Origin of the sequence: Natrinema pellirubrum DSM 15624, from assembly GCF_000230735.2 — an archaeon.
GTDB classification, from domain to species: Archaea; Halobacteriota; Halobacteria; order Halobacteriales; family Natrialbaceae; genus Natrinema; species Natrinema pellirubrum.
The window spans coordinates 1594326-1615608 of sequence record NC_019962.1; the positions used below are offsets into that span (position 1 = coordinate 1594326).

The 21283-nt window shown below is 64.4% G+C and carries 23 protein-coding genes; 9 read left to right on the plus strand and 14 right to left on the minus strand.

The window, feature by feature from the left end:
- Positions 1–624, minus strand: coding sequence for a GvpL/GvpF family gas vesicle protein (locus NATPE_RS07775; protein ID WP_006182093.1), 624 nt, complete (start codon positions 622–624; stop codon positions 1–3).
- A 229-nt stretch (positions 625–853) separates the two neighbouring features.
- Between NATPE_RS07775 and gvpA the strand changes: the two genes are divergently transcribed.
- The 3 genes from gvpA to gvpO are packed head-to-tail and all read left to right on the plus strand — an operon-like array spanning position 854 to position 2743.
- Positions 854–1138, plus strand: a complete 285-nt coding sequence (gvpA, locus tag NATPE_RS07780; RefSeq protein ID WP_006182094.1) for a gas vesicle protein GvpA — start codon at positions 854–856, stop codon at positions 1136–1138.
- Positions 1139–1144: 6 nt separating this feature from the next.
- Positions 1145–2170 (plus strand): gas vesicle protein GvpN, encoded by a 1026-nt coding sequence (gvpN, locus tag NATPE_RS07785; RefSeq protein WP_015298889.1) that lies wholly within the window; start codon positions 1145–1147, stop codon positions 2168–2170.
- Between the two features lie 39 nt (positions 2171–2209).
- Positions 2210–2743, plus strand: coding sequence for a gas vesicle protein GvpO, halophile-type (gvpO, locus tag NATPE_RS23215; protein WP_006182096.1), 534 nt, complete (start codon positions 2210–2212; stop codon positions 2741–2743).
- A 302-nt stretch (positions 2744–3045) separates the two neighbouring features.
- Here the strand turns inward: gvpO and NATPE_RS22145 are convergent, their stop codons facing one another.
- Entirely contained in the window at positions 3046–3825 is a 780-nt protein-coding gene (locus NATPE_RS22145) for a hypothetical protein (RefSeq protein ID WP_015298890.1), read from the minus strand.
- A 628-nt stretch (positions 3826–4453) separates the two neighbouring features.
- Here NATPE_RS22145 and NATPE_RS07795 point away from each other — a divergent pair.
- The 3 genes from NATPE_RS07795 (at position 4454) to NATPE_RS22640 (ending at position 7865) form a co-directional block, all read left to right on the plus strand.
- Positions 4454–4801 (plus strand): CHY zinc finger protein, encoded by a 348-nt coding sequence (locus tag NATPE_RS07795; RefSeq protein ID WP_006182097.1) that lies wholly within the window; start codon positions 4454–4456, stop codon positions 4799–4801.
- 79 nt (positions 4802–4880) lie between these two features.
- A complete protein-coding gene (gene mutS, locus NATPE_RS07800) occupies positions 4881–7613 on the plus strand; it encodes a DNA mismatch repair protein MutS (protein ID WP_006182098.1) in 2733 nt (910 codons plus the stop codon).
- Between the two features lie 108 nt (positions 7614–7721).
- Positions 7722–7865 (plus strand): hypothetical protein, encoded by a 144-nt coding sequence (locus tag NATPE_RS22640; protein ID WP_006182099.1) that lies wholly within the window; start codon positions 7722–7724, stop codon positions 7863–7865.
- Positions 7866–8012: 147 nt separating this feature from the next.
- Here NATPE_RS22640 and nucS read toward each other — a convergent pair whose 3' ends face one another.
- Positions 8013–8756: an endonuclease NucS gene (gene nucS / locus NATPE_RS07805; protein ID WP_006182100.1), complete on the minus strand. Its 744-nt coding sequence runs from the start codon at positions 8754–8756 to the stop codon at positions 8013–8015.
- A 120-nt stretch (positions 8757–8876) separates the two neighbouring features.
- Between nucS and NATPE_RS07810 the strand changes: the two genes are divergently transcribed.
- On the plus strand, positions 8877–9470 hold the full coding sequence (locus NATPE_RS07810; RefSeq protein WP_006182101.1) for an OmpH family outer membrane protein: 594 nt from the start codon (positions 8877–8879) through the stop codon (positions 9468–9470).
- On the opposite strand, the gene NATPE_RS07815 is transcribed toward NATPE_RS07810, so the two are convergent.
- Positions 9467–9949, minus strand: coding sequence for a hypothetical protein (locus NATPE_RS07815; protein WP_006182102.1), 483 nt, complete (start codon positions 9947–9949; stop codon positions 9467–9469). The two genes, NATPE_RS07810 and NATPE_RS07815, sit on opposite strands and share 4 nt — an antisense overlap.
- A 298-nt stretch (positions 9950–10247) precedes the next feature.
- On the opposite strand from NATPE_RS07815, the gene NATPE_RS07820 reads away from it, so the two are divergent.
- The gene (locus tag NATPE_RS07820; protein WP_006182103.1) at positions 10248–12182 is read left to right on the plus strand and encodes a beta-CASP ribonuclease aCPSF1; all 1935 of its coding nucleotides are present in this window, start codon (positions 10248–10250) and stop codon (positions 12180–12182) included.
- Positions 12183–12299: 117 nt separating this feature from the next.
- On the opposite strand, the gene NATPE_RS07825 is transcribed toward NATPE_RS07820, so the two are convergent.
- From NATPE_RS07825 to NATPE_RS07855, 8 genes are all read right to left on the minus strand, one after another.
- Positions 12300–13997 (minus strand): sensor histidine kinase, encoded by a 1698-nt coding sequence (locus NATPE_RS07825; RefSeq protein WP_006182104.1) that lies wholly within the window; start codon positions 13995–13997, stop codon positions 12300–12302.
- A gap of 306 nt (positions 13998–14303) precedes the next feature.
- A complete protein-coding gene (bluB, locus tag NATPE_RS07830; RefSeq protein WP_006182105.1) occupies positions 14304–15038 on the minus strand; it encodes a 5,6-dimethylbenzimidazole synthase in 735 nt (244 codons plus the stop codon).
- Positions 15039–15137: 99 nt separating this feature from the next.
- Positions 15138–15956: an endonuclease III domain-containing protein gene (locus NATPE_RS07835; protein WP_006182106.1), complete on the minus strand. Its 819-nt coding sequence runs from the start codon at positions 15954–15956 to the stop codon at positions 15138–15140.
- A gap of 75 nt (positions 15957–16031) precedes the next feature.
- Positions 16032–16445, minus strand: a complete 414-nt coding sequence (locus NATPE_RS07840) for a DUF371 domain-containing protein (protein ID WP_006182107.1) — start codon at positions 16443–16445, stop codon at positions 16032–16034.
- A gap of 60 nt (positions 16446–16505) precedes the next feature.
- Positions 16506–16880, minus strand: coding sequence for a hypothetical protein (locus NATPE_RS07845; protein WP_006182108.1), 375 nt, complete (start codon positions 16878–16880; stop codon positions 16506–16508).
- A gap of 63 nt (positions 16881–16943) precedes the next feature.
- Positions 16944–18287, minus strand: a complete 1344-nt coding sequence (locus NATPE_RS07850; RefSeq protein ID WP_006182109.1) for an alkaline phosphatase family protein — start codon at positions 18285–18287, stop codon at positions 16944–16946.
- A 167-nt stretch (positions 18288–18454) separates the two neighbouring features.
- Complete coding sequence (locus NATPE_RS23220) at positions 18455–18589, minus strand: hypothetical protein (protein WP_006182110.1); 135 nt, start codon at positions 18587–18589, stop codon at positions 18455–18457.
- Positions 18590–18728: 139 nt separating this feature from the next.
- A complete protein-coding gene (locus tag NATPE_RS07855) occupies positions 18729–19259 on the minus strand; it encodes an inorganic diphosphatase (protein ID WP_006182111.1) in 531 nt (176 codons plus the stop codon).
- Between the two features lie 204 nt (positions 19260–19463).
- Here NATPE_RS07855 and NATPE_RS07860 point away from each other — a divergent pair, with 204 nt between their 5' ends.
- The gene (locus NATPE_RS07860) at positions 19464–19823 is read left to right on the plus strand and encodes a PadR family transcriptional regulator (protein WP_006182112.1); all 360 of its coding nucleotides are present in this window, start codon (positions 19464–19466) and stop codon (positions 19821–19823) included.
- Here the strand turns inward: NATPE_RS07860 and NATPE_RS07865 are convergent.
- Complete coding sequence (locus NATPE_RS07865; protein ID WP_006182113.1) at positions 19817–20461, minus strand: DUF7108 family protein; 645 nt, start codon at positions 20459–20461, stop codon at positions 19817–19819. The two genes, NATPE_RS07860 and NATPE_RS07865, sit on opposite strands and share 7 nt — an antisense overlap.
- A 104-nt stretch (positions 20462–20565) precedes the next feature.
- Positions 20566–21159 carry a ribonuclease HI gene (gene rnhA / locus NATPE_RS07870; protein ID WP_006182114.1) on the minus strand — a complete coding sequence of 198 codons (594 nt, stop codon included), beginning with the start codon at positions 21157–21159 and terminating at the stop codon, positions 20566–20568.
- Between the last annotated feature and the right edge of the window lie 124 nt (positions 21160–21283).

Sequence of the window (21283 nt, forward strand, 5' to 3'; positions counted from 1 at the left end):
TTACTGTTGAGCGCCGATTTTCACGTCGACGAAGCTGTACGGTGCGAACGGCCCGGTGTACCTGACCATGAGTTCGTCGTGATCGTCCTCGAAGCGAGCGATCTCGTCGTCGAACGCCGCCCGGTCCTCCTCGGCGACGAGGTACGAGCGGTTGAAGACGAGCCGGTCGCTAAACAGGTCGTTCTCGACCGCCTGTGCGGCGATCGGATCGAGGCGGTCCGCGACCTCGGCCTCGATCGCCTCGCGATCGACGTCGGCCCCGTCCTCGCTGACGAGTTTGAGCCCGAGTTCGACCGTGCCCTCGATGTCGCCCATCGCGCGCCGGAACGCGGGTCGCGCACCACGCAAGACGTTCTTCAGTGCCCGGTCGCTCTCGAAGGCCATGCCGAACTGCATCGGGACGACGGTCGTGCCGCCGTCGTAGTCCATGATCTCGCGGAGGACCTCGTCGTGGCGCTGTGCGTCCTCGTCGGTCTCCTCGGGGTCGGTGGTGTCGATGTCCGACACGACCGCTCCGAGCCGGCGATGCGAGACGGTGTAGACCCGCTCAGCACCGGCGACGGCCTCGGTCTCGAACTCGACGGTGTCGGCTTCGACGACGCCGTAGACGTATCGATTACTCATCGTTTCAGTGGGGGCGATAGCGGTACTCGTCCGAACGCTGGGCGGGAGTACGCGAGTATCGTCGTCGGGGCTACACCACCGCCCCGGGTTACCGTGGTGCTTGCAGTCGCAGCCCTCATCGCTCTCCTGCCGGTGAGTCCACCCGGGTCGCGGCGGCAAGGGATCCGCTCCCCCTGGCTTGCAGTCGCAGTCCAAGCCGTGTTACGAACTCCCGCTGAAGAGGTGGTGTATGGCACAACCACAACGCAGACCCGACTCCTCGAGCCTCGCGGAGGTACTGGACCGCGTCCTCGACAAGGGCGTCGTCATCGACGTCTGGGCGCGGATTTCGGTCGTCGGGATCGAACTCCTGACCATCGAGGCCCGCGTCGTGGTCGCCTCGGTCGACACCTTCCTGCACTACGCGGAGGAGATCGCAAAAATTGAGCAGGCCACGGCGGAGGGCGACCTCGACGAGCTGGAGGAACTCGAGGTCGAGCCCCGCCCAGAGTCGTCGCCGAAGTCGGCGGAGTAACTCCCCATGGCCGACGACACGTCGCGCAAGCGAACGGTCCGCGGCACGAAGATCCGTGCCAGTCGCGAGCAGAAGGAAGGTCGTAAAGCGAAGAAAAAGCTCGCGCGAACGGCATCGAGCGTCGGCGAACGCAACGGCGACAGTCCCCTTTCCGACCCCGAAGACGTCGTCCCCGAGCCGTTCGTCGAGACCGACGCGGTCCGGTCGCTGCGCGATCGGATCAACGGCTGGCTCGAGGCGGACCAGCCGGTCCACCTGATCGGGCCGACCGGCTGCGGGAAGACGGCGCTTGCCCTGTCGGCCGCCGCCGAGCGCGGCCGCCCGGTCGTCTGGCTCAACGGCGACGAGTCGGTCGACACCGCCGCGCTGGTCGGCTCCCACGCCGGCGGCGAGCGCTACGAGGAACACGACCGGTACGTCAGCGGCGTCGACAAGAAGACCCAGATCGTCCGCGAGCGCTGGGTCGACAACCCCCTCTCCGTGGCCGTCCGGGAGGGTGCGACGCTCGTCTACAACGAGTTCTCCCGCAGCGACCCCGCCGCCCACAACGTCTTGCTCTCGGTCTTCGAGGAAGGCGTTCTCGAGCGGCCGGGCAAGCGCGGCGAGGACCGGACGATCGACGTCCACCCCGAGTTCCGGGCGATCCTCACCTCGAACGACGTGGAGTACGCGGGCGTCCACGAACAGCAAGACGCCCTGCTCGATCGGTTCATCGGCGTCCATGTCGACTACTACGACGACGAGACCGAACGCGAGATCGTCGGCGCACACGTCGATCTCTCCGCGGACGATATCGCGGCCATCGTCGCGAAGACGCGGGCGCTCCGGGACGAACTCGAGATCGTCGTCGGCACTCGAGCGGCGATCACCGCCGCGCGGGGGCTGACCGTCTTCGACGGCCACGACGGGGACGGCGAGTTCGACGACGAGACGCTGACCCACGTCTTCACGGACGTCCTCGCGCCGAAGGTCGCCGGCGGGAACGGCGGCGACATCGAGGAACTACGATCGAAAATCGCCGAGACGGTCTGAGCCGCAGGGCGGCGATCGAACGAACACCGACGACAAACCATGGCCGAAGCCGACACGCAATCACGAGCGCAGTGCAAGGCCCGCACCGAGGACGGCGAGCGCTGCTCGCGGCCGGCCGGCGAGGACGGCTTCTGCTACCAACACGACGAGAGTGATCCAACAGTGAGCGATAGCCAAGCGAGTCAGGAGGAGGAACAGGGCGAGAGCGACGAGATCGAGGAGCCCCGCTCCCGCGGCACGACCCACATGACCGCCGACGAGATGACCGACCCCGACGAGGTCGAAAAGGAGGTCGACGTCGAGCAGGAGGAGATCGCGGGCATCCTCGCGGTTCGCGAGACGGTCCAGTCGACCGCCGGCCAACTCATCGGCCACGAGTTCGACGGCGTCAGCGAGATCTCGCCGACCGACGACGGCTGGCGCGCCGTCGTCGAGGTCGTCGAACGCAGAGCCGTCCCCGACACCCAGGACATCATCGGCCGCTACGAGATCGAACTCGATCCCGGCGCGACCGTCCACGGCTACCGCCGGGTCGACCGCTACCGGCGCGGCGACACCGCCCAGTTCGAGTGACTAAATCGTGTTCGAGGGTGGAGTCGAGCCGGCTCGAGTGACAACGCCGTCGCTGGATCATCTCGTCGTCGTACACACGTCGCGCTATTCTTCGGGTTTTCGGATTGCTCGACCGATATTGGGTATAAACACCGTCAGGAAACTCAGTACAACGACCGGAGAGCAGGAGATTCTAGGATCGATGTATACACGCTGTCCAATAGCTCGTGTGCATATTGGGGAATCGGATTTTGCCGATGTGCAACCTCAGAGGGGGAAATGAGATGAATAAGGAATACGGGAAATACCGACTGTTTTCTTATTTAAACAACTTGGACCAAGAGCGAGATTATAGATATAATGATGATGCCTGCTGGTAGCCACCAGTATCGTTCCGTTCTATTTCGGACATGTACGTTCACAGATCCATTACTGAGTTCTACTGACCCATCATCACCATAGAGAAAAGTCACATTAATCGGGTAGTCACCGCTATATGAATTCCTACTTAGCACTGACGCACTCTTCGTATTAATTCTTAACTGAAGTGGCGGGTAATCATCTACGAACGATTCAAGAATCGGAATTGGGTAACCCTCTACCCCACTTGGGTCCCTATATGAGACTCCATTTTTTATACCTGGGTCATCAGCAAATCCTACTTTCGGGATAAAGAGTCTCACCTCAGGACCTAAAAAGCTAACATTCTTTAACAATCCAAGCCGGGAAGCGGGCTCTCCTCGTAAGAGTCGTGGTATTTCATAATCATCGGTCATTTCCCCTATGAAGCCGGATTGTAACTCAGCGGGAAATTGTTCTTCTGCAAGAATATTATCTAAAGAATGGTGAATTGAAAGTCTGTTTATATCGGGCACCCCATATCCGGCTACGTAGATATCAAGTACTATTTCATCACCTGGATCGATTTTCGGTGTTTTCAAAATAGGCTGTATTTGGTAATTTGGCTCAACATTCGGGTACTTTACTGCATCATCTGTTGATACTGAATATTTATCAGCTACCTTTCCAATTACTTCGTCAGCAAGTAGGTCGATATTGATATCAGCTATTTCCTCAGCAGATTCAACAGGTCTAATTGCCATTTCAGTAACTCAATATCTCCTATAGATCCTTTCATCAAAAATATCTAGGATACGGAACACGCTACTCAACCCGATCAGTCAATCGAACACAATTTATGGGATTCCCATCATTTCCGTATCAGTTCTGGCGGGATGAAGGTGAGGCGGTTAGTTTGTACCCTTGCTCTTAGCCGCAACTACTTGAGTTGACGAATTGCGTCGGTTACTGCGAGTCCATGCTGATCCACGATCTCGGCTGCAAGGCTCAGGGCCCAGTCTTCTTTTTTGTTCCCTTCTGCTCCTGAGCGAGTCGTGACAGTGCGTAGACGATCTGTAGGCCATCTTGTGGGTGTCGCATCCGCTCACGTATGGCCGCGGCTTTACTGATAAACTCTCGTAGGCATATTCGGCAATCACGGTCATCGGGGTACCTCTACACCCTATTAGTAGGGTATCCCTGCTATTACGTCCGATATCGGCCGATCAATTTTTCGCGAGCGTGGCGCGCAGAGCGTGCGCCGCGCAATTGCCTTGCCCGCTTAGGGGCACTCGAGCCCCAGTCACTCCCCAGACCAACGAAACCCCAAACCCAACCACCAATCTGGCCGCCACCACAACACCGAAGCAGCCGCCGGCCCTCGAGCCACGCGTGCAATCGATCGGTGACCACACGGTCCGCGGCGTCGATGTCGGTCCGGAAACGCGGTGTGCCCACTACGATACCGACCGCGACGTGGTCGCGTTCAGGTTCGCCTGCTGCGAGGACTTCGTCCCCTGTTTTCGCTGTCACGAGGCGGTGACGGATCACGAGGCCGTCCCGTGGCCACGCGCCCGGTTCGACGAGCCATCCGTCCTCTGTGGGGCCTGTGGAACCGCGCTCACCGTGCCCGACTACCTCGAGTCGGACTACCGCTGTCCGGCCTGCGACGCGGCCTTTAACCCCGGCTGTGCGAACCACGCCGAACTGTACTTCGAGACGGGGTCGACGGACTCGTAGCGCTCCGCTCGCGTCCGTACCCCGACTCGGGACGGCCGATCCAGCAAGGTATTTCAGCGTCGGGCGGCCGGGTTCGGGTATGGATCCGGCGCTTGGCCCGCCCGAGGCGATGGCCGAGAAACGCGACGAGCTGACGCCGATGATGCGGCAGTATCACGATCTCTGTGCGCGCTATGACGACGCGATCGTTCTCTTTCAGGTGGGGGACTTCTACGAGACCTTCTGCGGAGCCGCGGAACGCACCGCGCGATTGCTCGAGGTCGCACTGACCAGCCGCGAGGACTCGACCGGCGAGTATCCGATGTCGGGCATCCCGATCGACAACGCCGAGTCGTACATCGAGGAGTTGCTCGAGGCCGGCTACCGGGTCGCGGTGGCCGATCAGATCGAAGAGCCCGGCGAGTCGCCGGGTGTCGTCGAGCGGGCGGTCACGCGGGTGATCACGCCCGGGACGCTCACCGAGGACGAACTGCTGGCGGGCGACGACAACAACTTCGTGGCCGCGATCGCCCGCGGCGCTGGGACCGAGGGCGATACCGCCGAGATCGCGCTGGCCCTGCTCGACGTCTCGACGGGCGATTTCCTCGCGACCAGCTCGAGTTCCTGCGAAGCGATCGCCGACGAGGTGAGTCGGTTCGACCCCGCCGAGGCAGTCGTCGGGCCGGACGCGCCCACTGACCTCCTCCCCGAGAACTGCATGGTCACGCCCTACGACGAGACCGCCTTCGACCGCGACCGAGCGGGAGCGAAGCTCTCGGCGTACTTCCGGAACCCCGATGCCCTGCTCGCCAGCGACGCCGAGATTCGGGCCTGCGGCGCGCTCCTCTCCTACGCGGAGTACGTCCGCGGCGGGGCACACGAGGGCGAACGCGGCGAGACCGCCGACAAGGCGGAGACCGAGGGCGACGCACCCGACGACGAGGACCACCACCTCGAGTATCTCACCCACCTCACGCGGTACGACCCTCGCGAGTACCTCCTGCTCGACGCCGTCGCCCTGCGGAGCCTCGAGCTGTTCGAACCCCGGACGGTTCACGGCCGCGACGATGCGACGCTGGTCGGCGTCTTGGACGAGACCGCGAGTGCGCTGGGCGGCCGGAAACTGCGGGACTGGCTTCGGCGACCGCTGCTCGAGCCCGACCGGATCGAGGCCCGTCTCGACGCCGTCGAGGAACTGATGGGCGCGGTACAGACTCGGGAACGACTGCACGAGCTGCTGCGGGACGTCTACGACCTCGAGCGCCTGATCGGGCGTATCTCCCGCGAGCGGGCGAACGCACGGGACCTGCGGTCGTTGCGGGACACGCTGGCCGTCGTCCCCGAGGTGCGCGAGGAACTCGCCGACGCCGACTGCGGCCGGCTCCGGCGGCTGCACGACGCCCTCGATCCGCTGGCCGACGTCCGGGAGCTGATCGACGACGCCGTCGTCGCCGACCCGCCGATCGAGATCACCGAGGGCGGGGTCATCGCCGAGGGCTACGACGCGGACTTAGACGACCTCCGGGGAACCGCCCGTGACGGCAAACAGTGGATCGACGACCTGGAGGAGCGCGAACGCGAGCGGACCGGGATCGACTCGCTGAAGGTCGGCTACAACTCGGTGCATGGCTACTACATCGAGGTGACGAACCCCAACCTCGAGTCGGTGCCCGAGAACTACCAGCGCCGCCAGACGCTGAAGAACTCCGAGCGGTTCGTCACGCCCGAACTCAAAGAGCGAGAGGACGAAATCGTCGGCGCGGAGGAGCGGGCCGACGAACGCGAGTACGAACTCTTCTGCGAGGTGCGTCGCGAGGTCGCCGCCGAGGTCGAGCGCGTCCAGCGGCTAGCCGAGGCCCTCGCCACGCTGGACGCGCTGGTCTCGCTCGCGACGGCCGCGGCGCAGTACGACTACTGCCGGCCCGAGATCATAGAGCGCGGGGGCGGTGCGGACAGCGACGGCCGCGTCCTCGAGATCGAGGGCGGTCGCCACCCCGTCGTCGAGCGGACCCAAGAGTCGTTCGTCCCGAACGACGCCGACTTCACCGACGACCGCCGACTGGCGGTGATCACAGGGCCGAACATGTCGGGGAAGTCGACCTATATGCGACAGGTCGCCCAGATCGTCCTGCTGGCACAGGTCGGCAGTTTCGTGCCCGCCAGCGCCGCCCGACTCACGCCGGTCGATCGGATCTTCACTCGCGTCGGGGCCAGCGACGACATCGCGGGCGGACGCTCGACGTTCATGGTCGAGATGGACGAACTCGCGACGATCCTGCGGGAGGCCGACGAGAACGCGCTGGTCCTGCTAGACGAGGTCGGTCGGGGTACTTCGACGGCCGACGGGATGGCAATCGCACAGGCGATCACCGAACACCTCCACGATCGGGTCGGCGCGACGACGCTTTTCGCGACCCACCACCACCCGCTGACCGAACTCGCCGACGACCTCGCGGCCGCCTTCACGCTGCATTTCGAGGTCGAACAGGTCGACGGCGAGGTCGTCTTCCACCACGAGATCGCACCCGGCGCGGCGACGGGATCCTACGGCGTCGAGGTCGCCACCGCGGCCGGCGTCCCCGATTCGGTCGTCGACCGCGCGCGGGAGCTGGTCGCGGCGGCCGACGCGGACACTGAGCCGGGGGACGAGGCGACCGACACCGCCACTGCCTCGAGCGACGCTCCGGCCGCCGAGACGGCAGCTGCGACCGCCGATGGAGGAGACGTGCCGACGGACGTGGCTGCGGAACTGCGCGCGCTCGATCTGGCCCACCTGACCCCCGTCGAGGCGCTGACGGAACTCGACCGGCTGAAGCGGTTGCTCGAGGAGTGAGTGTCCTCTCGGGACGATACGACCGCTGCTTGCGTCCCGTCCGGGCGGGACACCCATCTTGCAGCCTCCGGCACAACGCCCAACCCGCTCCCCCTACTGATTGACAGCATGACATATCGAACGACGATCGGCTGGTCGCTCATCACCTCGGGTATCGTGACGCTGTTGCTGGCGTATCTCCCGGGGAAGTCGTGGTGGTGGGGTGTCGGTCTCCTGGTCCTCGGAGTCGTGATCTTCACCGTTCGCCGGTAGCCGGCCGTCGATATCGAACAGTTCGAACGCGCGATCCGTTCTCCGCAATTCCGGACGGCCCGGCGGACGGTCGCAAAACCGCCGCTCGAGGACGACCGCGAGGGGAGATGGGAACGAAGTGGAGTCGTCCGAACGCGGCCCGTCGGATCACTCGGCCGGCGGCTCGAGCGAGACGAACTCGAGGCCGTGTTCGGTCAACAGCCGGCCGGCGCGGTCGGTCACCGAGGGGGCGACCAGGATGCCCCGGACGGCCGCGTCGGCGTGGAGGTCGCGCTCTAAGGCATCGACGTACCGCCGAAGCTGGCTCACCGCGTCAGGCCCGACCCGACGGCGCTTCAGTTCGACGACGACCGTTCGGCCCGCCTCGTCCTCGCCGTAGATGTCGACGGCTCCCGCCGGCGTGTCGCGTTCGGTCGCCAGCGGTGTGAACCCACTCTCGAGCAGGGCGGGCTCCTCGAGGATGCGCTGACGGAGGTCCTCCTCGGTCCCGGTCAGTGCGAGGTCCGTCTCGTCGGTCCCAGAAAAGGCCGAGACCTGCAGGACCTCGCTGAACCGGACGGCGAGCCGTTCGTCGGGCGTCGACCGCAGGCTCTCGACGACGAGTTCGCCGTCCGCACAGCTGACGGCGTGGTCACAGCCCGGCGGCTGCCAGTTGACCGGCTGTTGGCCCTCGTCGGTGTGGACCAGCGCCGCCCCATCGGGCTTGAGCATGAGGTGACGATCCCCCGCCTCGAGGTAACTCGTCGCTCGGCCGTCGTAGTCGACGGTACAGCGGCCGTAGACGGTCACGATCGCCTCCCGGTCGATCCCGCGGGCGACGGCGTCGCGGGCGACCGGCGGTGTCGGCTCCTGGAGCGTTTCCGTCCGTCGGCGGGGCGCTGCGTCGGTCACTGGCTCGAGGTAGCGCCGCGACGACCAAAAGGGACGCGTCCTCGGCCGACCGCCGACGCCACGCGCTCGAGTCGGGCCGACGCAGAAGGTATATCCGCATCGCCCCCCGCCGACGACACGATGTCGAACCTACCGACCCGCCGCGGGTTCCTCGCACTGTCCGGCACCGGCGCTGCCACGGGACTGGCCGGCTGTTCCGCCCTCGAGTCGTTGACACAGGACGACTCGGGAAGCGCCGACGGACCCCTGACGGTGACGGTCACCCCCGATCAGGAGCAGCTGCGGAGCCTCCAGCAGGAGCTTCGTCAGTCGATCGAGAACGGCAACATCAGCGAACAGGAAGCCGGCCAGCGCTATCAGGAGAAACAGCGCGAACTGACCGAGGAGGCCGCCACTGCGGTCGAGGACCTGGCAGACGCGAACGGCGACGTCTCGATCGAGAAGTCCTCGCCCGCGTACGGCTTCTTCCTCGTCGACGGGCCCGCCGAGACGATCGTCGCCGCCCTGCAGAACGGCGACATCAGCGCGATCTACCCCGGGGACAGCTACGAGCAGTTCGCCATGCAACAGGCCCAGCTCGAGCAACAGCAGGGAGCGATCGACGAGCAAGGCGACGGCACGGGCAACGAGTCCGGAACCGGGAACGAGTCTACCGGAGGCAACGAGTCGACCGACGGGAACGGCTCGACGAACGAGTCCGAGACGGACGGCTAGCGGACGCCGAACGGGCTCTCCCGCTCGGTCCAGTTCCAGCCGGGCAGTCGCTCCTGAAAGCCGGCGGCCAGTGCCGCCTCGCAGTCGTCGACGCCCGCGTTCTCGCTCGCGTCGCCGTGGACGTGGAGGTCGGCGTAGTGAAAGGTCGCTTCGCCCAGCGTCCGAAGGGGTTGGCGGCCGGCGATCGTCGCGGCCAGCTCCCGGCCGAGCAGTTCGTCGACGACGAAACCGGGGTAATCGCCCTCGACGTCTAACTCCCGAAGGATCGCGACCATCGCGGCGACGTTGACGGCCAGATCGCCGTCGGCGAAGACGACGTCGACTTCCGTGCGGTACTGGTCGGTCGTGATCGAGTCGACCTCGGTATCGAAGATTTCGCCGAGATCGTCGCGAACGTCGTTGATGATCGGAACGACTGTCTCGGCCCGGTCACGGACCCAGTCTCGCTCCTCGACGACCCGTGTCGGTGTGATCTGCATGGATCGACAACTACCGTCCGGAGTGCCCTGGGTTTTGCGAAGGCTTTTATACTCCGCAAAGAATAGCCTCGAGTAAGCGGGTTCTCCCTGGAATTTCCCGCACGAACCAGGATAACCGATCCGGGAGCGTGTTCGTCAGGCGTGGTGTCGAAACGATGATTCGGGAGACGAAACAGCACGCGAATCGTCGTCCGCCGCGGGCGCTCGGTTCCGACACCCCGATCCCGATCTCCCCCACCCATCTGACGTCACACTCGGTTCTGGACGGCGAGTTCACGCAATCCACATTCGGCGACCTATGAGTACTGTAGAGCAGCAACTCGACGATCTCAAAGCACAGATCACGAGCGAGTTACCGAGCGATATCTCGGTCTCCTCAGTGAAATACGAAGGCCCAGAACTGGTGGTCTACACTCGCGATCCGAAGAAGTTCGCCCAGCAGGGCGACCTCATTCGGCAACTGGCGAGCAAGCTTCGCAAGCGGATCACCGTTCGTCCCGATCCGAGCGTCCTCTCGCGGCCAGAACAGGCCCGCGAGGAGATCATGAACGTGATCCCCGACGACGCCGGAGTCACGGATCTCGACTTCCACGCCGACACCGGCGAAGTCGTCATCGAGGCCGAAAAGCCCGGCATGGTCATCGGCCGTCACGGGTCGACGCTCCGGGAAATCACGAAAAACGTCGGCTGGACGCCCGAAGTTGTCCGCACGCCGCCGATCGAGTCCTCGACCGTCTCGAACGTTCGGAGCTTCCTCAAGCAGGAACGCGACGAGCGCCGGGACATTCTGGAGAAGGTCGGCCGACAGATCCACCGCGAGGAGATGTCCGACGACGAGTACGTCCGCATCACCACGCTGGGCTGCTGTCGCGAGGTCGGTCGCGCCTCCTTCATCCTCTCGACGCCCGAGACGCGGATCCTCATCGACTGCGGGGACAAGCCCGGCGCGGAAGGCGAAGTGCCGTACCTCCACGCGCCCGAGGCGCTCGGCGCGGGCCCACAGACCATCGACGCGGTCGTGCTGACCCACGCTCACCTCGACCACTCCGCACTGATCCCGCTCCTGTTCAAGTACGGCTACGACGGCCCGATCTACTGTACCGAGCCCACCCGGGACATGATGGGGCTGCTGACGCTCGACTACCTCGACGTCGCGGCCAAGGAGGGCCGCAGCCCGCCCTACGAGAGCGAGCAGGTCCGCGAGGCGATCAAACACTGCATCCCGCTCGAGTACGGCGACGTCACCGACATCGCGCCCGACGTCAAGCTCACGTTCCACAACGCGGGCCACATTCTCGGCTCGGCCGTCTCGCACTTCCACATCGGTGACGGCCTCTACAACGTCGCCTTCTCCGGCGACATCCACTACGACGACACCCGCCTGTTCAACGGCGCAGTCAACGACTTCCCCCGCGTCGAGACGCTCGTCCTCGAGTCGACTTACGGCGGTCGCAACGACTACCAGACCGATCAGGAAGACTCCGAGCGCAACCTCAAGGAGGTCATCAACGAGACCTACGAGCGCGACGGCAAGGTCGTCATCCCCGCCTTCGCCGTGGGGCGATCACAGGAGATCATGCTCGTCTTAGAGGAGGCGATGCGCAACGGCGATATTCCGTCGATGCCGGTCCATCTCGACGGGATGATCTGGGAGGCGACTGCGATCCACACGACCTACCCCGAGTACCTCCGGGACGACCTGCGCGACCGGATCTTCCACGAAGACGAGAACCCGTTCCTCGCCGACGAGTTCAACCACATCGACGGCGGCGAGGAAGAACGGCAGGACGTCGCCGACGGCGAGCCCTGTATCATCCTCTCGACCTCGGGGATGGTCACCGGCGGTCCGATCATGTCCTGGCTCTCCCACATCGGCCCCGATCCGGACTCCTCGCTCGTCTTCGTTGGCTACCAGGCTCAGGGAACGCTTGGTCGTCGCATCCAGAACGGCTGGGACGAGATCCCCACCAGCGAGGTCGGTGCCATGGGCAACGGCGGCGGCCGCGGCACCCTCTCGCTGAACATGAACGTCGAAACCGTCGACGGCTTCTCCGGCCATGCCGACCGCGCCGGCCTCGAGAACTTCGTCAAGACGATGAACCCCCGTCCGGAGAAGGTGCTGTGTGTTCACGGCGACGAACGCTCCACGCAGGACCTCTCGTCGGCACTCTACCACGAGTACGATATGCGGACCTTCGCGCCGAAGAACTTGGAGACCTTCCGCTTCCTCTGATCGGCTTCGAAAACAGAAATCACGTCGCGATTTTCGGGGCCGCGCGTGTTCGCTCCGTGATTGTGCCGCCTTTCCCGGGGCAGTACCCGCTCGAGTCCGTGACACGACCGTCGCCGGTCAGTCCCCGAGCGGCGCTGGACGCTCCCGTCGAGCCTCGACTTTCGGGAGTTCCACGACGAACGCCGCGCCACCCTCCTCGGCAGTTTCGACCCACACGTCGCCGCCGTAGCCTTCGACGAGGGTATCGACCAGATAGAGACCGATTCCGGTGCCCTCGCTCTCGAGGCCTTTCTGACCGCGCCCGAAGATTTCGTCGCGTTGTTCCTCGGGAACACCGGGGCCGTTGTCCGCGACGCGGATCGCGACGGTTTCGTCCCGGTCCGTGATCGAAAGCACCACGCGTGGGTCGTCCGCGTCGTTGTGTAGCACAGCGTTGTTGAGGAGGTTCGTGAACACGGACGACAACATCTCGTTGGCCCGTACCGTCACGTCGGCCGGCGGTTCGTCATCGAGACGGAACGACGCGTCGGGGTAGCTGGTTCGTGCTTTCTCGAGTTGATTCGAGACGACGGGCAGCAGGTGAACGGGTTCGAGGTCCAGATCGCCGTCAGTCGTTAGCGTTTCAACGAGATCACCGATGACCTGCGTGAGGTCGACGACATGATCGCTACTCTCGAGCATCAACTCGAGGTGTTCCTCGCCGTCGGGGTCGACGTAATCGGCGAGGAGGTCGCCACGACCGATGATAACGTTCATTTCGTTTCGAATATCGTGGCGAACGATCCGATTGAGGACGGTCAGTTCCCGTTCCCGGTTTTTCAGTTGCGTGATGTCTCGGAGGACGATCAACTGGCCGGTCTGGTTCCCTCGGGAGTCCGTGAGCGGCGACAGTTGGATGGCGAAGTGTCGCGTCTCACCGTCGGTTTCGAACGCCCATTCCGTTCGGGCGTCGGCGGTGTCGGTACACTCGGCAAACGGGGCCGAGGGAAACGCCGCCGCGAGCGAGTCACCGATCGAGATCTCGGTGTCGGCGAGTCGTTTGGCCGAGGGGTTCGCATCGACGATCCGATTCGCCGCGTTGACGACGAGGACGGCGTCCTGCATGTTGTCGATCACTTTCGTCCGCGCAACGGGAACGATATCGAGGAGTTGCAAGCGATCCACTGCGACGTAGAAGCCGACGACCTTCACCGTACTCGTCAGGGCAAGCGTATCGACGGGGACGTACCCGAGCCACCAGACGAGCAGCCCGACCGTAACGAACAGGATCGTCGCAATGAGGACGCCCGCTTGCTTTTCGAACCCCGGAAGCGAGCGGAGCAGTCGGATCAGCAGGTAGACTGCGAGCCCGAGATACGCCAACATCGTCACGGCGTAGATCCAGTACAGCGGTTCGAACGTGGGCACGAGGAGTCCGGTCGCCGGGTCGATCGACGCGGTGTACACCCACTCGTGACGATAGTTCGTCCACGCCGCAAACTGGATCAAGACCGGAACGACGGCGAGTACGGCCCCGTTTCGATACGTTATGTACTCCTCGTTGTTGGTGTACTCGATCGCCATGAGCAGATAGCCGATCCCCATGAACGACCCCGCGACGAACCGCCAGTTCCACCAGAAGAGCTTCGTCGACTCCGCCGTCGCGAACAACTGCAACGACACCGTCACGGAGAGGATGATCACGCCAGCGATGTCCAACAGGAACCCTTTGGCTCCCCGCCGGTCGCGGCGTTGCCAGATCGTACTCAACAGGACGGTACAGACGACCGCCGCGGTGATATACGGGAGCGCTATCGGCGTGTATTCGTACGTCATATTTCGGTAGCGGACCTGTATTGGTCAGTTTCGTCTCCTCGAGGGGGCGACAGCTGTCGCGCGTTTCCGTCGGTCGGGTGACAGCACTGGCGGTTCGGACGCGGACATCCTCGCGGTGGACCGGCCGAAAGCGGAAACGTAAAACACGGTGTTTTTCGTTTGACACCGAGTATCAACCGTCGAGTTGCATTAACGTTGTGGCAATGATGGAGTCGCACCGCCGCTCGTAGGGGATCGTTCTCGACTGTCGTCACACGTCGGCGTCCCAGCGAGTACTCTCGGCCGCCATCCACTGCCGGACGGCGGCTACCGTGGCTGCGGTTCGGAGCGAGAACGCGGCTCGTGGCCGCGATCGCTGTCAGTGCCATGCTCGCGGGCAGCGTTGGTCGCCCGATCCGGGTTCCACCCTCCCTCGTGGACGAGCGTCTCCACGTCGAGTCGCTCGCGCCAGCCTTCCTGCTGGAGGACGGGTTCGTCGGGGAACCCGTCCTCGGGATAGCCCAGACAGAGATACGCGATCGGCTTGACGTGGGCCGGAATGTCGAGAGCCTCCCGGACCTCGTGAGGGTAGAGGACGCTTACCCAGCCGACGCCGATCCCCTCCGCACGGGCGGCCAGCCAGAGGTTCTGCACGGCGAGACAGGTCGAGTATACGTCGGTCCGCCGCATCGAACTTCGCCCCAACACGTGGGGTGCGCCCCGGGTCGGATCGCAGGTCACGCAGACGTTGACCGGCGACTCGCGGATTCCCTCGAGTTTCAGCTCGGCGAACTCGCTTCGCCGCGGTTCCTTGTACCCCTCGCGGGCGGCCGCGATAGCGCGATCGGCGATCTCGGCGATCTCGGCTTTCGTCTCCGTCTCACGGACCACGACGAGGTCCCACGGCTGGGAGAAACCGACGCTCGGGGCGTGATGGGCGGCCTCGAGGAGTCGCTCGAGGACGCCGTCGGGAATCGGGTCGTCGCGGAATCGCCGGATATCCCGCCGTGTGAAGATCGCCTTGTACACTGCGTCCCGTTCCGCGTCGCTGAACGCAACCATTGTTTCACGAATGAAAGTTCGATTGTATAAAGGCGCTGACTGCCGGTTACGTCATCGACTCGAGCGAGACGGGTCGGGACCGTGTCGTGGCCGGGTCCGTCACTCCGCCTCGGGGGCCTCGGCCGGGTCGACGACCTCGCCCGTTTCCGGATAGACGCCGACCTGATCGCAGCGGTCCGCCATGGGACAGGCGTCGGGGTCCTCGAGGCAGGCCGGCGTGCGCGCCCGGCAGTACTCGCGGCCGAACTGGATCGTCGCCGTATGTCCGAAGCCACACTTGGCTGCGGGCACGTCGCGCTCGAGAACCTCGCGGACGGCCTCGTGGTCGGCATCCGGCGGCGCGATCCCCATGCGCCGATAGATCCGGTGGACATGGGTATCGACGGGGAAGACGCCGCCGCGACCGCCGGCGAAAAGCAGGACGCAATCGGCGGTCTTCGGCCCCACGCCACGGACCTCGAGCAGCGTCTCGCGGACCTCGGCCGGTGGCTCGTCCTTGACGAACGCGTCGAACGCCGCGGCGGAGCCGAACTCCTCGAGGACCCACTCGGCGGTGTCGATGATGGTCTCGGACTTCTGGTTGTACAGGCCCGCGCCGCTGATCGTCTCGGCGAGCGTCGACTGCTCGGCGGCTGCGAGCGATTCCACGAGGTCGATGTCGTCGCCATCGTAGCGCTCGATCAGCGCGTCGTGGGCCGGCTGACTGGCCTTGTCGCTCGTGTTCTGACTCAGGATCGTCCGGACGAGACAGGTGAAGGCGTCCCGACCGCCGTACTCCTTTTGCCAGAACAGTTCGCCCAGCCGGTCGACGACCTCCTCGGCACGGGTATCGGCCGTCGCCGGATCGAACTCGGCGGCGCGGCCGCCGCCGGCCGTCCCGCCGCTGATGTTGACCGCTGGCTCCGAGTCGTCGCTCATACTGCCCCGTTCGGACTTCGACCCCAAAACCGCGGCGGACGGTCGGCGGACCGACGGTTGTGGCCCGGGACCCGCCTACTCGACGGTGATCGTCACCGTCGCCTCGGCACCGTCGGAAAGCGCCGCCACGAGGTCGCGGTCGAACCCCTCGGCTGCGAACTCGGCACTGTTGACGATCGTCCGGTCGTCGACGTAGTCGCTCGTTCGCCCGACCGCGCTGCGTTCGTTCGTAAACTCGAGGGCGGGATCGCCCCGTCCGGTCACGGACGCCGTGTGGCCGTCGGCCTCGAGCGTGACGGTAATCGTCGCGTTGGAGTCCTGACAAGCTGCGACGAACTCGGGATCGAAGTCGGCCGGCGCGCGGTCAGCCTCGATCGCGAGGATGCAGTCGCCGGCGGGCGTGAGGTAGTCGTCGGTCGTCACCTCGAACGTGCTGGCGTGTTCGGCGGTGACGTTCTCGTGGCCGCGAGCGTGAATGACCTCTTCCATGGACGGCGGTTCGTCGCCGCCGGGAAAACGGGATCGAATCGGGGCGGGGAAGCGGTGGTCTCACTCGCCGGCCGTCGACCGATAGCCGTCGCGAAACTGTCGAACGACTGCCCCGATGGCGTTGCCCAGAACGACGAAAAGCAAGATTGCGACGATGCCACCGCTCAGTTCGGCGTTCGGTGAGCCCGTCGCGATCCCGACGATCACTGCGACCACCCCGCCGGCGACGGCCAGCGCGGCCAGCCCGAGTTGGAGATCGGACCCGGTCCGGCGGGCTAACAGCGACTGCGGGAGGCCGACGCCGACGATCAAGTAAATCGCGATCCCGATCGGCGTGATCCCGAGCAGGGCCGGGCTCTCGGTGATCGCGCTCGCGACGGCGGCACACAGCAGCGTCAAGACGAAGCAACCCCCAACGAGGAGTGCGTCCTTCATACGTTCTGATCATTCCGCGACGAAAATAGCTCTTTCGTCGGTCGTCAATGCGACGAGCCGTGGTCAGACGAGGCTCGCGCCGTCGAACTCGCCGCGGCTGTACTCGAGGTCCAGCAGGTCGAGGATCGTCGGCGTGATATCGAAGAGGTCGGCGTCCTCGATCGTCGCGTCCGGCGAGTCGATGTACAGCGACGTGTCGTCGAAACTGTGCATCCCGTTGCGCGGGCCGGTGTCGAAGACCTCGCCCTCGCCTTTGAAGCCGGATTTGAGGTCAAAGCCGTTGTTCGGGATCGCGACCAAGTCCGGCGCGATGTCGGCGTGATCGCCGCGGAACGCTTCTTCTTTCTCGACGACGCGGTCGACGACCTTGTTGCCGTCGGGGCCCTCGAGCGCCTCGAGGTCAGCCTTGAGTTGGTCGCGGACCGCGTCGTACTCGTCTTCGGGGACGGCACCGCGGGGCTCTCGTCCCTCGAGGTTGATGTAGAACCGGCCCGGAATGAACGAGTAGGCCTTGGTATCGTCGGAGATGTCGCCCAGTTCCTCGGGGTCGTCCGTCCCGAAGGAGAGCCACCCCTCCTCCCGAAGCCACTCGTTGAAGTGGACCTCGTAGTCGAGGCTGGTAAAGCCGTGGTCGGAGGCGACGATTAGCGTGACGTCGTCGGGCAGCGACTCCCGGAGGCGGCCGATGTAGTTGTCGACTTTCTTGTAGAATTCGATGAACTCGTCTTTGTACTCGCCGTCGCGCTCGTAGTCTTTGAACAGGAAGTGGTTGACCCGGTCGGTCGTCATGAAGACGCCGAAGAACAGGTCCCAGTCGTCCTCCTCGATGTAGTGCTGGAAGGCCTCGTACTGGGCGTCGACGGTCGCGTGGGCGTCCTCGATGAACTCGGATTTGTCGTCCTGATGGCCGAGTTTCGGGTTGACGTCGATCCGGTAATCGAGCGTCTCGAGGTAGTCGCGGACGTCGTCGGGGTAGGCGGCCTTGTCGAGGCCGGGCGAGAGAAAGCCCGAGACCATCCGCTGGACGTCCCGCTGGGGCGGGAAGGTAACGGGGACGTTCATCACGGTGGCCTTGCGGCCGCTCTCCTGGACGCGGTCCCAGACGCGGTCGGCCTGGACGTCACGTCCCATCGGAACGTAGGTGTCGTAGGTGCCGTTTTCACGATCCTGGAAGCCGTAGACGCCGGTTTCGCCCGGGTTCATCCCGGTGGTCAGCGACGGCCAGCAAGCGCTGGATTCCGGCGGGACGATACTCGAGATTTCGCCGGCGGTTCCGTCCGCGGCGATCGCAGCAAAGTTGGGAAACAGTTCCTCGTTCTCCGAGAGGAGACTATACGGTACGCCGTCGACCCCGATAAACGCGACCCGGGGGTCACCGTCGCCCCGTAATCGGTCGAACAGACCCATAGACGGACGTAGTTCGACCGCATACAAGAAGGTTCGTTTCGAGACACTGTTTTCCGAACGGCTGAGGCACGAACCGGCGGTACCCGCTGGGCGAGGACACAGTGGGGTGATACACGCGGTGTCTCCGGAGTGCTAGACGCGGTGTAGACGGGTCGTGGACCGCAGTCCTACTCGTCGGTCGCGCTCGAGTCGTCGGGGTCGAAGTTGGCCGGGACGACCGTGAGATGGGCCATACCGGCGGCGGACTCGTCTGTGCCGTCGGCCGACGATGACGTTCTCGGGGCGGAGTCGGATGCTGCCATACAGGAACGACTACGGCAGGAACGGGGATAAAATTACCCATGCTCATAACGAATCAGCCGGTCGGCCGCGGATAACTCTCGGGTATCCGTTCGCGGCAGCGAGAGAAAACGGTGACGCCGCGAGTGCGGCGGGTCCCGTCTAGAAGTTCTCGTCGTAGAGGTCCTGGGCGTGTTCGATCGCGTCGTAGGCGGCCTGCTTGTCCTCCCAGCCCTGCGTCTCGACTTCCTTGCCCTCCTCGAGGTTCTTGTAGGTCGCGAAGAACTCGTCGATCTCGTCGAGTTGCTGCTGTGGGATGTCGTCGAGATCCTCGATGTGATCGTAGCGCGGGTCCTCGGAGGGGACGGCGATGACCTTGTCGTCCTGTTCGCCGTCGTCGTCCATCTTCATCAGCGCGACCGGTCGGGCCTCGATGACACAGCCGGGGAACGTCTGGTCCTCGACGAGGACGAGAACGTCGAAGGGGTCCTCGTCGTCGTAGTACGACTGCGGGATGAAGCCGTAGTCGCTCGGGTAGTGGACGTTGCTGTGGAGGACGCGGTCCAGCACGACGCCCGGGACGTCCTTATCGTACTCGTACTTGTTTCGCTCGCCCTTGAGACACTCCACGACGGCGTAGATCTCTTCCGGCGGGTTCGGTCCGGTCTCGAGGTCTTCCCAGAGGTTGACCATGTACCGGAGGATCGACGGTCGATCAAAAAGTACTTTCGTAATCGAGTGTCACTAGTCAGTTGACGGTTGCCAGCTATGGAACAGACGACGAACGGGCCCGTTTCACCGGCGTCCGGCCGCATCGCGGCCGTACGGCCCATCCAACCCGCTGAAACGACGGAATGGTTGACAAGTCTTAAATAGTCTGGTGACATTTACATAGCCATGTCAGAGGCACAATCAATCACCGACGAGCAGAGTGTTGCGCGCGAACTCACAGCCTTCCAGAATAACATCCTCGTGATCCTCGCCAAGGAGCCGATGTACGGCCTGGCGATCAAACGCGAACTCGAGGACTACTACGGGACGGAGGTCAACCACGGTCGACTCTACCCCAACCTCGACGAACTGGTCGATCTGGGGCTGGTCGAAAAGAGCGAACTCGACAAGCGAACGAACCAGTACTCGCTGACCGACGACGGCTACGACGCCGTCCTCGACGGCATCCAGTGGACCCTCTCGAAGGTCGTCACGGGCGACGACCGCGCCGACGAGATCAGCGAGATCGTCGACGAGAGCTACTGAGAGCCGCCGTTCGGGGCCGATTCACCGGTGGCCTCGAAGACGAGTTCGATCGACTCCGCGATCACTTCCCGTTGTTTTTCGGACGGCCAGGCGTTCCTGACGAGGTACTCTTCCCGAAACTCCGCGAGTTCGTCGGCGGTCAGTGACGCGATCGGTTTCGCGTAGTGATTGCCCGCGAAGTCCGCAAGCAGCGCCGCGTTGTCCCCGTGAACGTCACCGTGGGCCTCCCTGACCGCGGCGACGAGATCCCGGTTGCGCTCGTCGACGGCCGCCCAGTCGTCGGGGTCTTCGGTCCCCTCGAGCGGGATCTCGACCGCACGGTCGATATCCTCGATGCGGTCGGTCCTGATGACGCCGGCTTCTTCGTCGTGCCACTCCGCGGGGTGGCAGACGAGGACGTCGTCGCCGTCGTCGTCCCGGATTCGCGACGTGAAGTCGTGGTTCTCGAGCAGTTCCTCGCGACGCCGCTCGTAGGCCTCGATCTCGTTGTCGTCGACCGCGGTGCGCTCGAGGCGGGTCAGTCGCTCGACTTCGTCGACGACGCCGCGCGGGAGGTCCCCGTCGGGTTCGTTGTCGGTAGCGTCTTCGTCCCGCTCGTCGGCCGCACCGTCGGCATCGATCGCGTTCGGATCGGTCATAGGGGTGTGTATGGATGCGGGCGGGTTTCCGCTTGCCGATCCGCTTCGACAGCACGCGCCATCCTAGATCGCTCGCCCGAGCCGATACTATATCTCGGACGGATTCAGGCCCGATCCAGCGCCTCGTTGACCAGCCCGTCCGCGCGGTCGTTGACCTCGCGGGGGACGTACTCGAGGGTCCATTCGTCGAACGCTCGGAGCAACTCGTGGACGGTAACGCGGTTCTCGCGGAGGTCGGGGTCGTTGGTGTCGTACTCGCCGCGGACCTGTTTGACGATGAGTTCGGAGTCGCCGCGGACGTGGACTTCGTCGTAGCCGTAGTCCCGGGCGGCTTCCAGTCCCGCGATCAGCGCCTCGTACTCGGCCTGATTGTTGGTCGCCGTGCCGATGGTCTCGCCGTCCTCGGCGACGATGCCGTCGCCGGTGACGATCACCCAGCCGATCGCGGCCGGGCCGGGGTTGCCCCGCGAGCCGCCGTCGAAGTAGACGTGGGCACGGCCCCCGCCCTCGCGGAGCAGTGCCTCGATTTCGCGGGGCTCTGCCCCCTGAATCACGACCTTGTCGTCGTATGCGACGGCGGTCGCGGAGCTGCGGCTCGCCCGCCAGCGTTCGTGGTCGGTGTTGCCCGACTCGACGGGTACCCCCGCTTCCTCGAGCCGTTCGCGAGCCGTCTCGACGTCGCACTCGATGACCGGCATTCGTCCCCGAGGTGGGGCAGAGCCGGATAAAGAGTTTCCGATTCCGAATGGTAAACCTCGACTCTCGACACCCGTATTGCCTGTTTTCGGGTGTTTTGGGTAGTCGGCCGAAACGACCGTCCAA

What these genes read in the sequence shown, in the direction of transcription:
- NATPE_RS07775 (WP_006182093.1), bottom strand. Translation starts at nt 624, where the DNA reads ATGAGTAATCGATACGTCTACGGCGTCGTCGAAGCCGACACCGTCGAG.
- gvpA (WP_006182094.1), top strand. Translation starts at nt 854, where the DNA reads ATGGCACAACCACAACGCAGACCCGACTCCTCGAGCCTCGCGGAGGTA.
- gvpN (WP_015298889.1), top strand. Translation starts at nt 1,145, where the DNA reads ATGGCCGACGACACGTCGCGCAAGCGAACGGTCCGCGGCACGAAGATC.
- gvpO (WP_006182096.1), top strand. Translation starts at nt 2,210, where the DNA reads ATGGCCGAAGCCGACACGCAATCACGAGCGCAGTGCAAGGCCCGCACC.
- NATPE_RS22145 (WP_015298890.1), bottom strand. Translation starts at nt 3,825, where the DNA reads ATGGCAATTAGACCTGTTGAATCTGCTGAGGAAATAGCTGATATCAAT.
- mutS (WP_006182098.1), top strand. Translation starts at nt 4,881, where the DNA reads ATGGATCCGGCGCTTGGCCCGCCCGAGGCGATGGCCGAGAAACGCGAC.
- NATPE_RS22640 (WP_006182099.1), top strand. Translation starts at nt 7,722, where the DNA reads ATGACATATCGAACGACGATCGGCTGGTCGCTCATCACCTCGGGTATC.
- NATPE_RS07810 (WP_006182101.1), top strand. Translation starts at nt 8,877, where the DNA reads ATGTCGAACCTACCGACCCGCCGCGGGTTCCTCGCACTGTCCGGCACC.
- NATPE_RS07815 (WP_006182102.1), bottom strand. Translation starts at nt 9,949, where the DNA reads ATGCAGATCACACCGACACGGGTCGTCGAGGAGCGAGACTGGGTCCGT.
- NATPE_RS07820 (WP_006182103.1), top strand. Translation starts at nt 10,248, where the DNA reads ATGAGTACTGTAGAGCAGCAACTCGACGATCTCAAAGCACAGATCACG.
- NATPE_RS07825 (WP_006182104.1), bottom strand. Translation starts at nt 13,997, where the DNA reads ATGACGTACGAATACACGCCGATAGCGCTCCCGTATATCACCGCGGCG.
- bluB (WP_006182105.1), bottom strand. Translation starts at nt 15,038, where the DNA reads ATGGTTGCGTTCAGCGACGCGGAACGGGACGCAGTGTACAAGGCGATC.
- NATPE_RS07835 (WP_006182106.1), bottom strand. Translation starts at nt 15,956, where the DNA reads ATGAGCGACGACTCGGAGCCAGCGGTCAACATCAGCGGCGGGACGGCC.
- NATPE_RS07840 (WP_006182107.1), bottom strand. Translation starts at nt 16,445, where the DNA reads ATGGAAGAGGTCATTCACGCTCGCGGCCACGAGAACGTCACCGCCGAA.
- NATPE_RS07845 (WP_006182108.1), bottom strand. Translation starts at nt 16,880, where the DNA reads ATGAAGGACGCACTCCTCGTTGGGGGTTGCTTCGTCTTGACGCTGCTG.
- NATPE_RS07850 (WP_006182109.1), bottom strand. Translation starts at nt 18,287, where the DNA reads ATGGGTCTGTTCGACCGATTACGGGGCGACGGTGACCCCCGGGTCGCG.
- NATPE_RS23220 (WP_006182110.1), bottom strand. Translation starts at nt 18,589, where the DNA reads ATGGCAGCATCCGACTCCGCCCCGAGAACGTCATCGTCGGCCGACGGC.
- NATPE_RS07855 (WP_006182111.1), bottom strand. Translation starts at nt 19,259, where the DNA reads ATGGTCAACCTCTGGGAAGACCTCGAGACCGGACCGAACCCGCCGGAA.
- NATPE_RS07860 (WP_006182112.1), top strand. Translation starts at nt 19,464, where the DNA reads ATGTCAGAGGCACAATCAATCACCGACGAGCAGAGTGTTGCGCGCGAA.
- NATPE_RS07865 (WP_006182113.1), bottom strand. Translation starts at nt 20,461, where the DNA reads ATGACCGATCCGAACGCGATCGATGCCGACGGTGCGGCCGACGAGCGG.
- rnhA (WP_006182114.1), bottom strand. Translation starts at nt 21,159, where the DNA reads ATGCCGGTCATCGAGTGCGACGTCGAGACGGCTCGCGAACGGCTCGAG.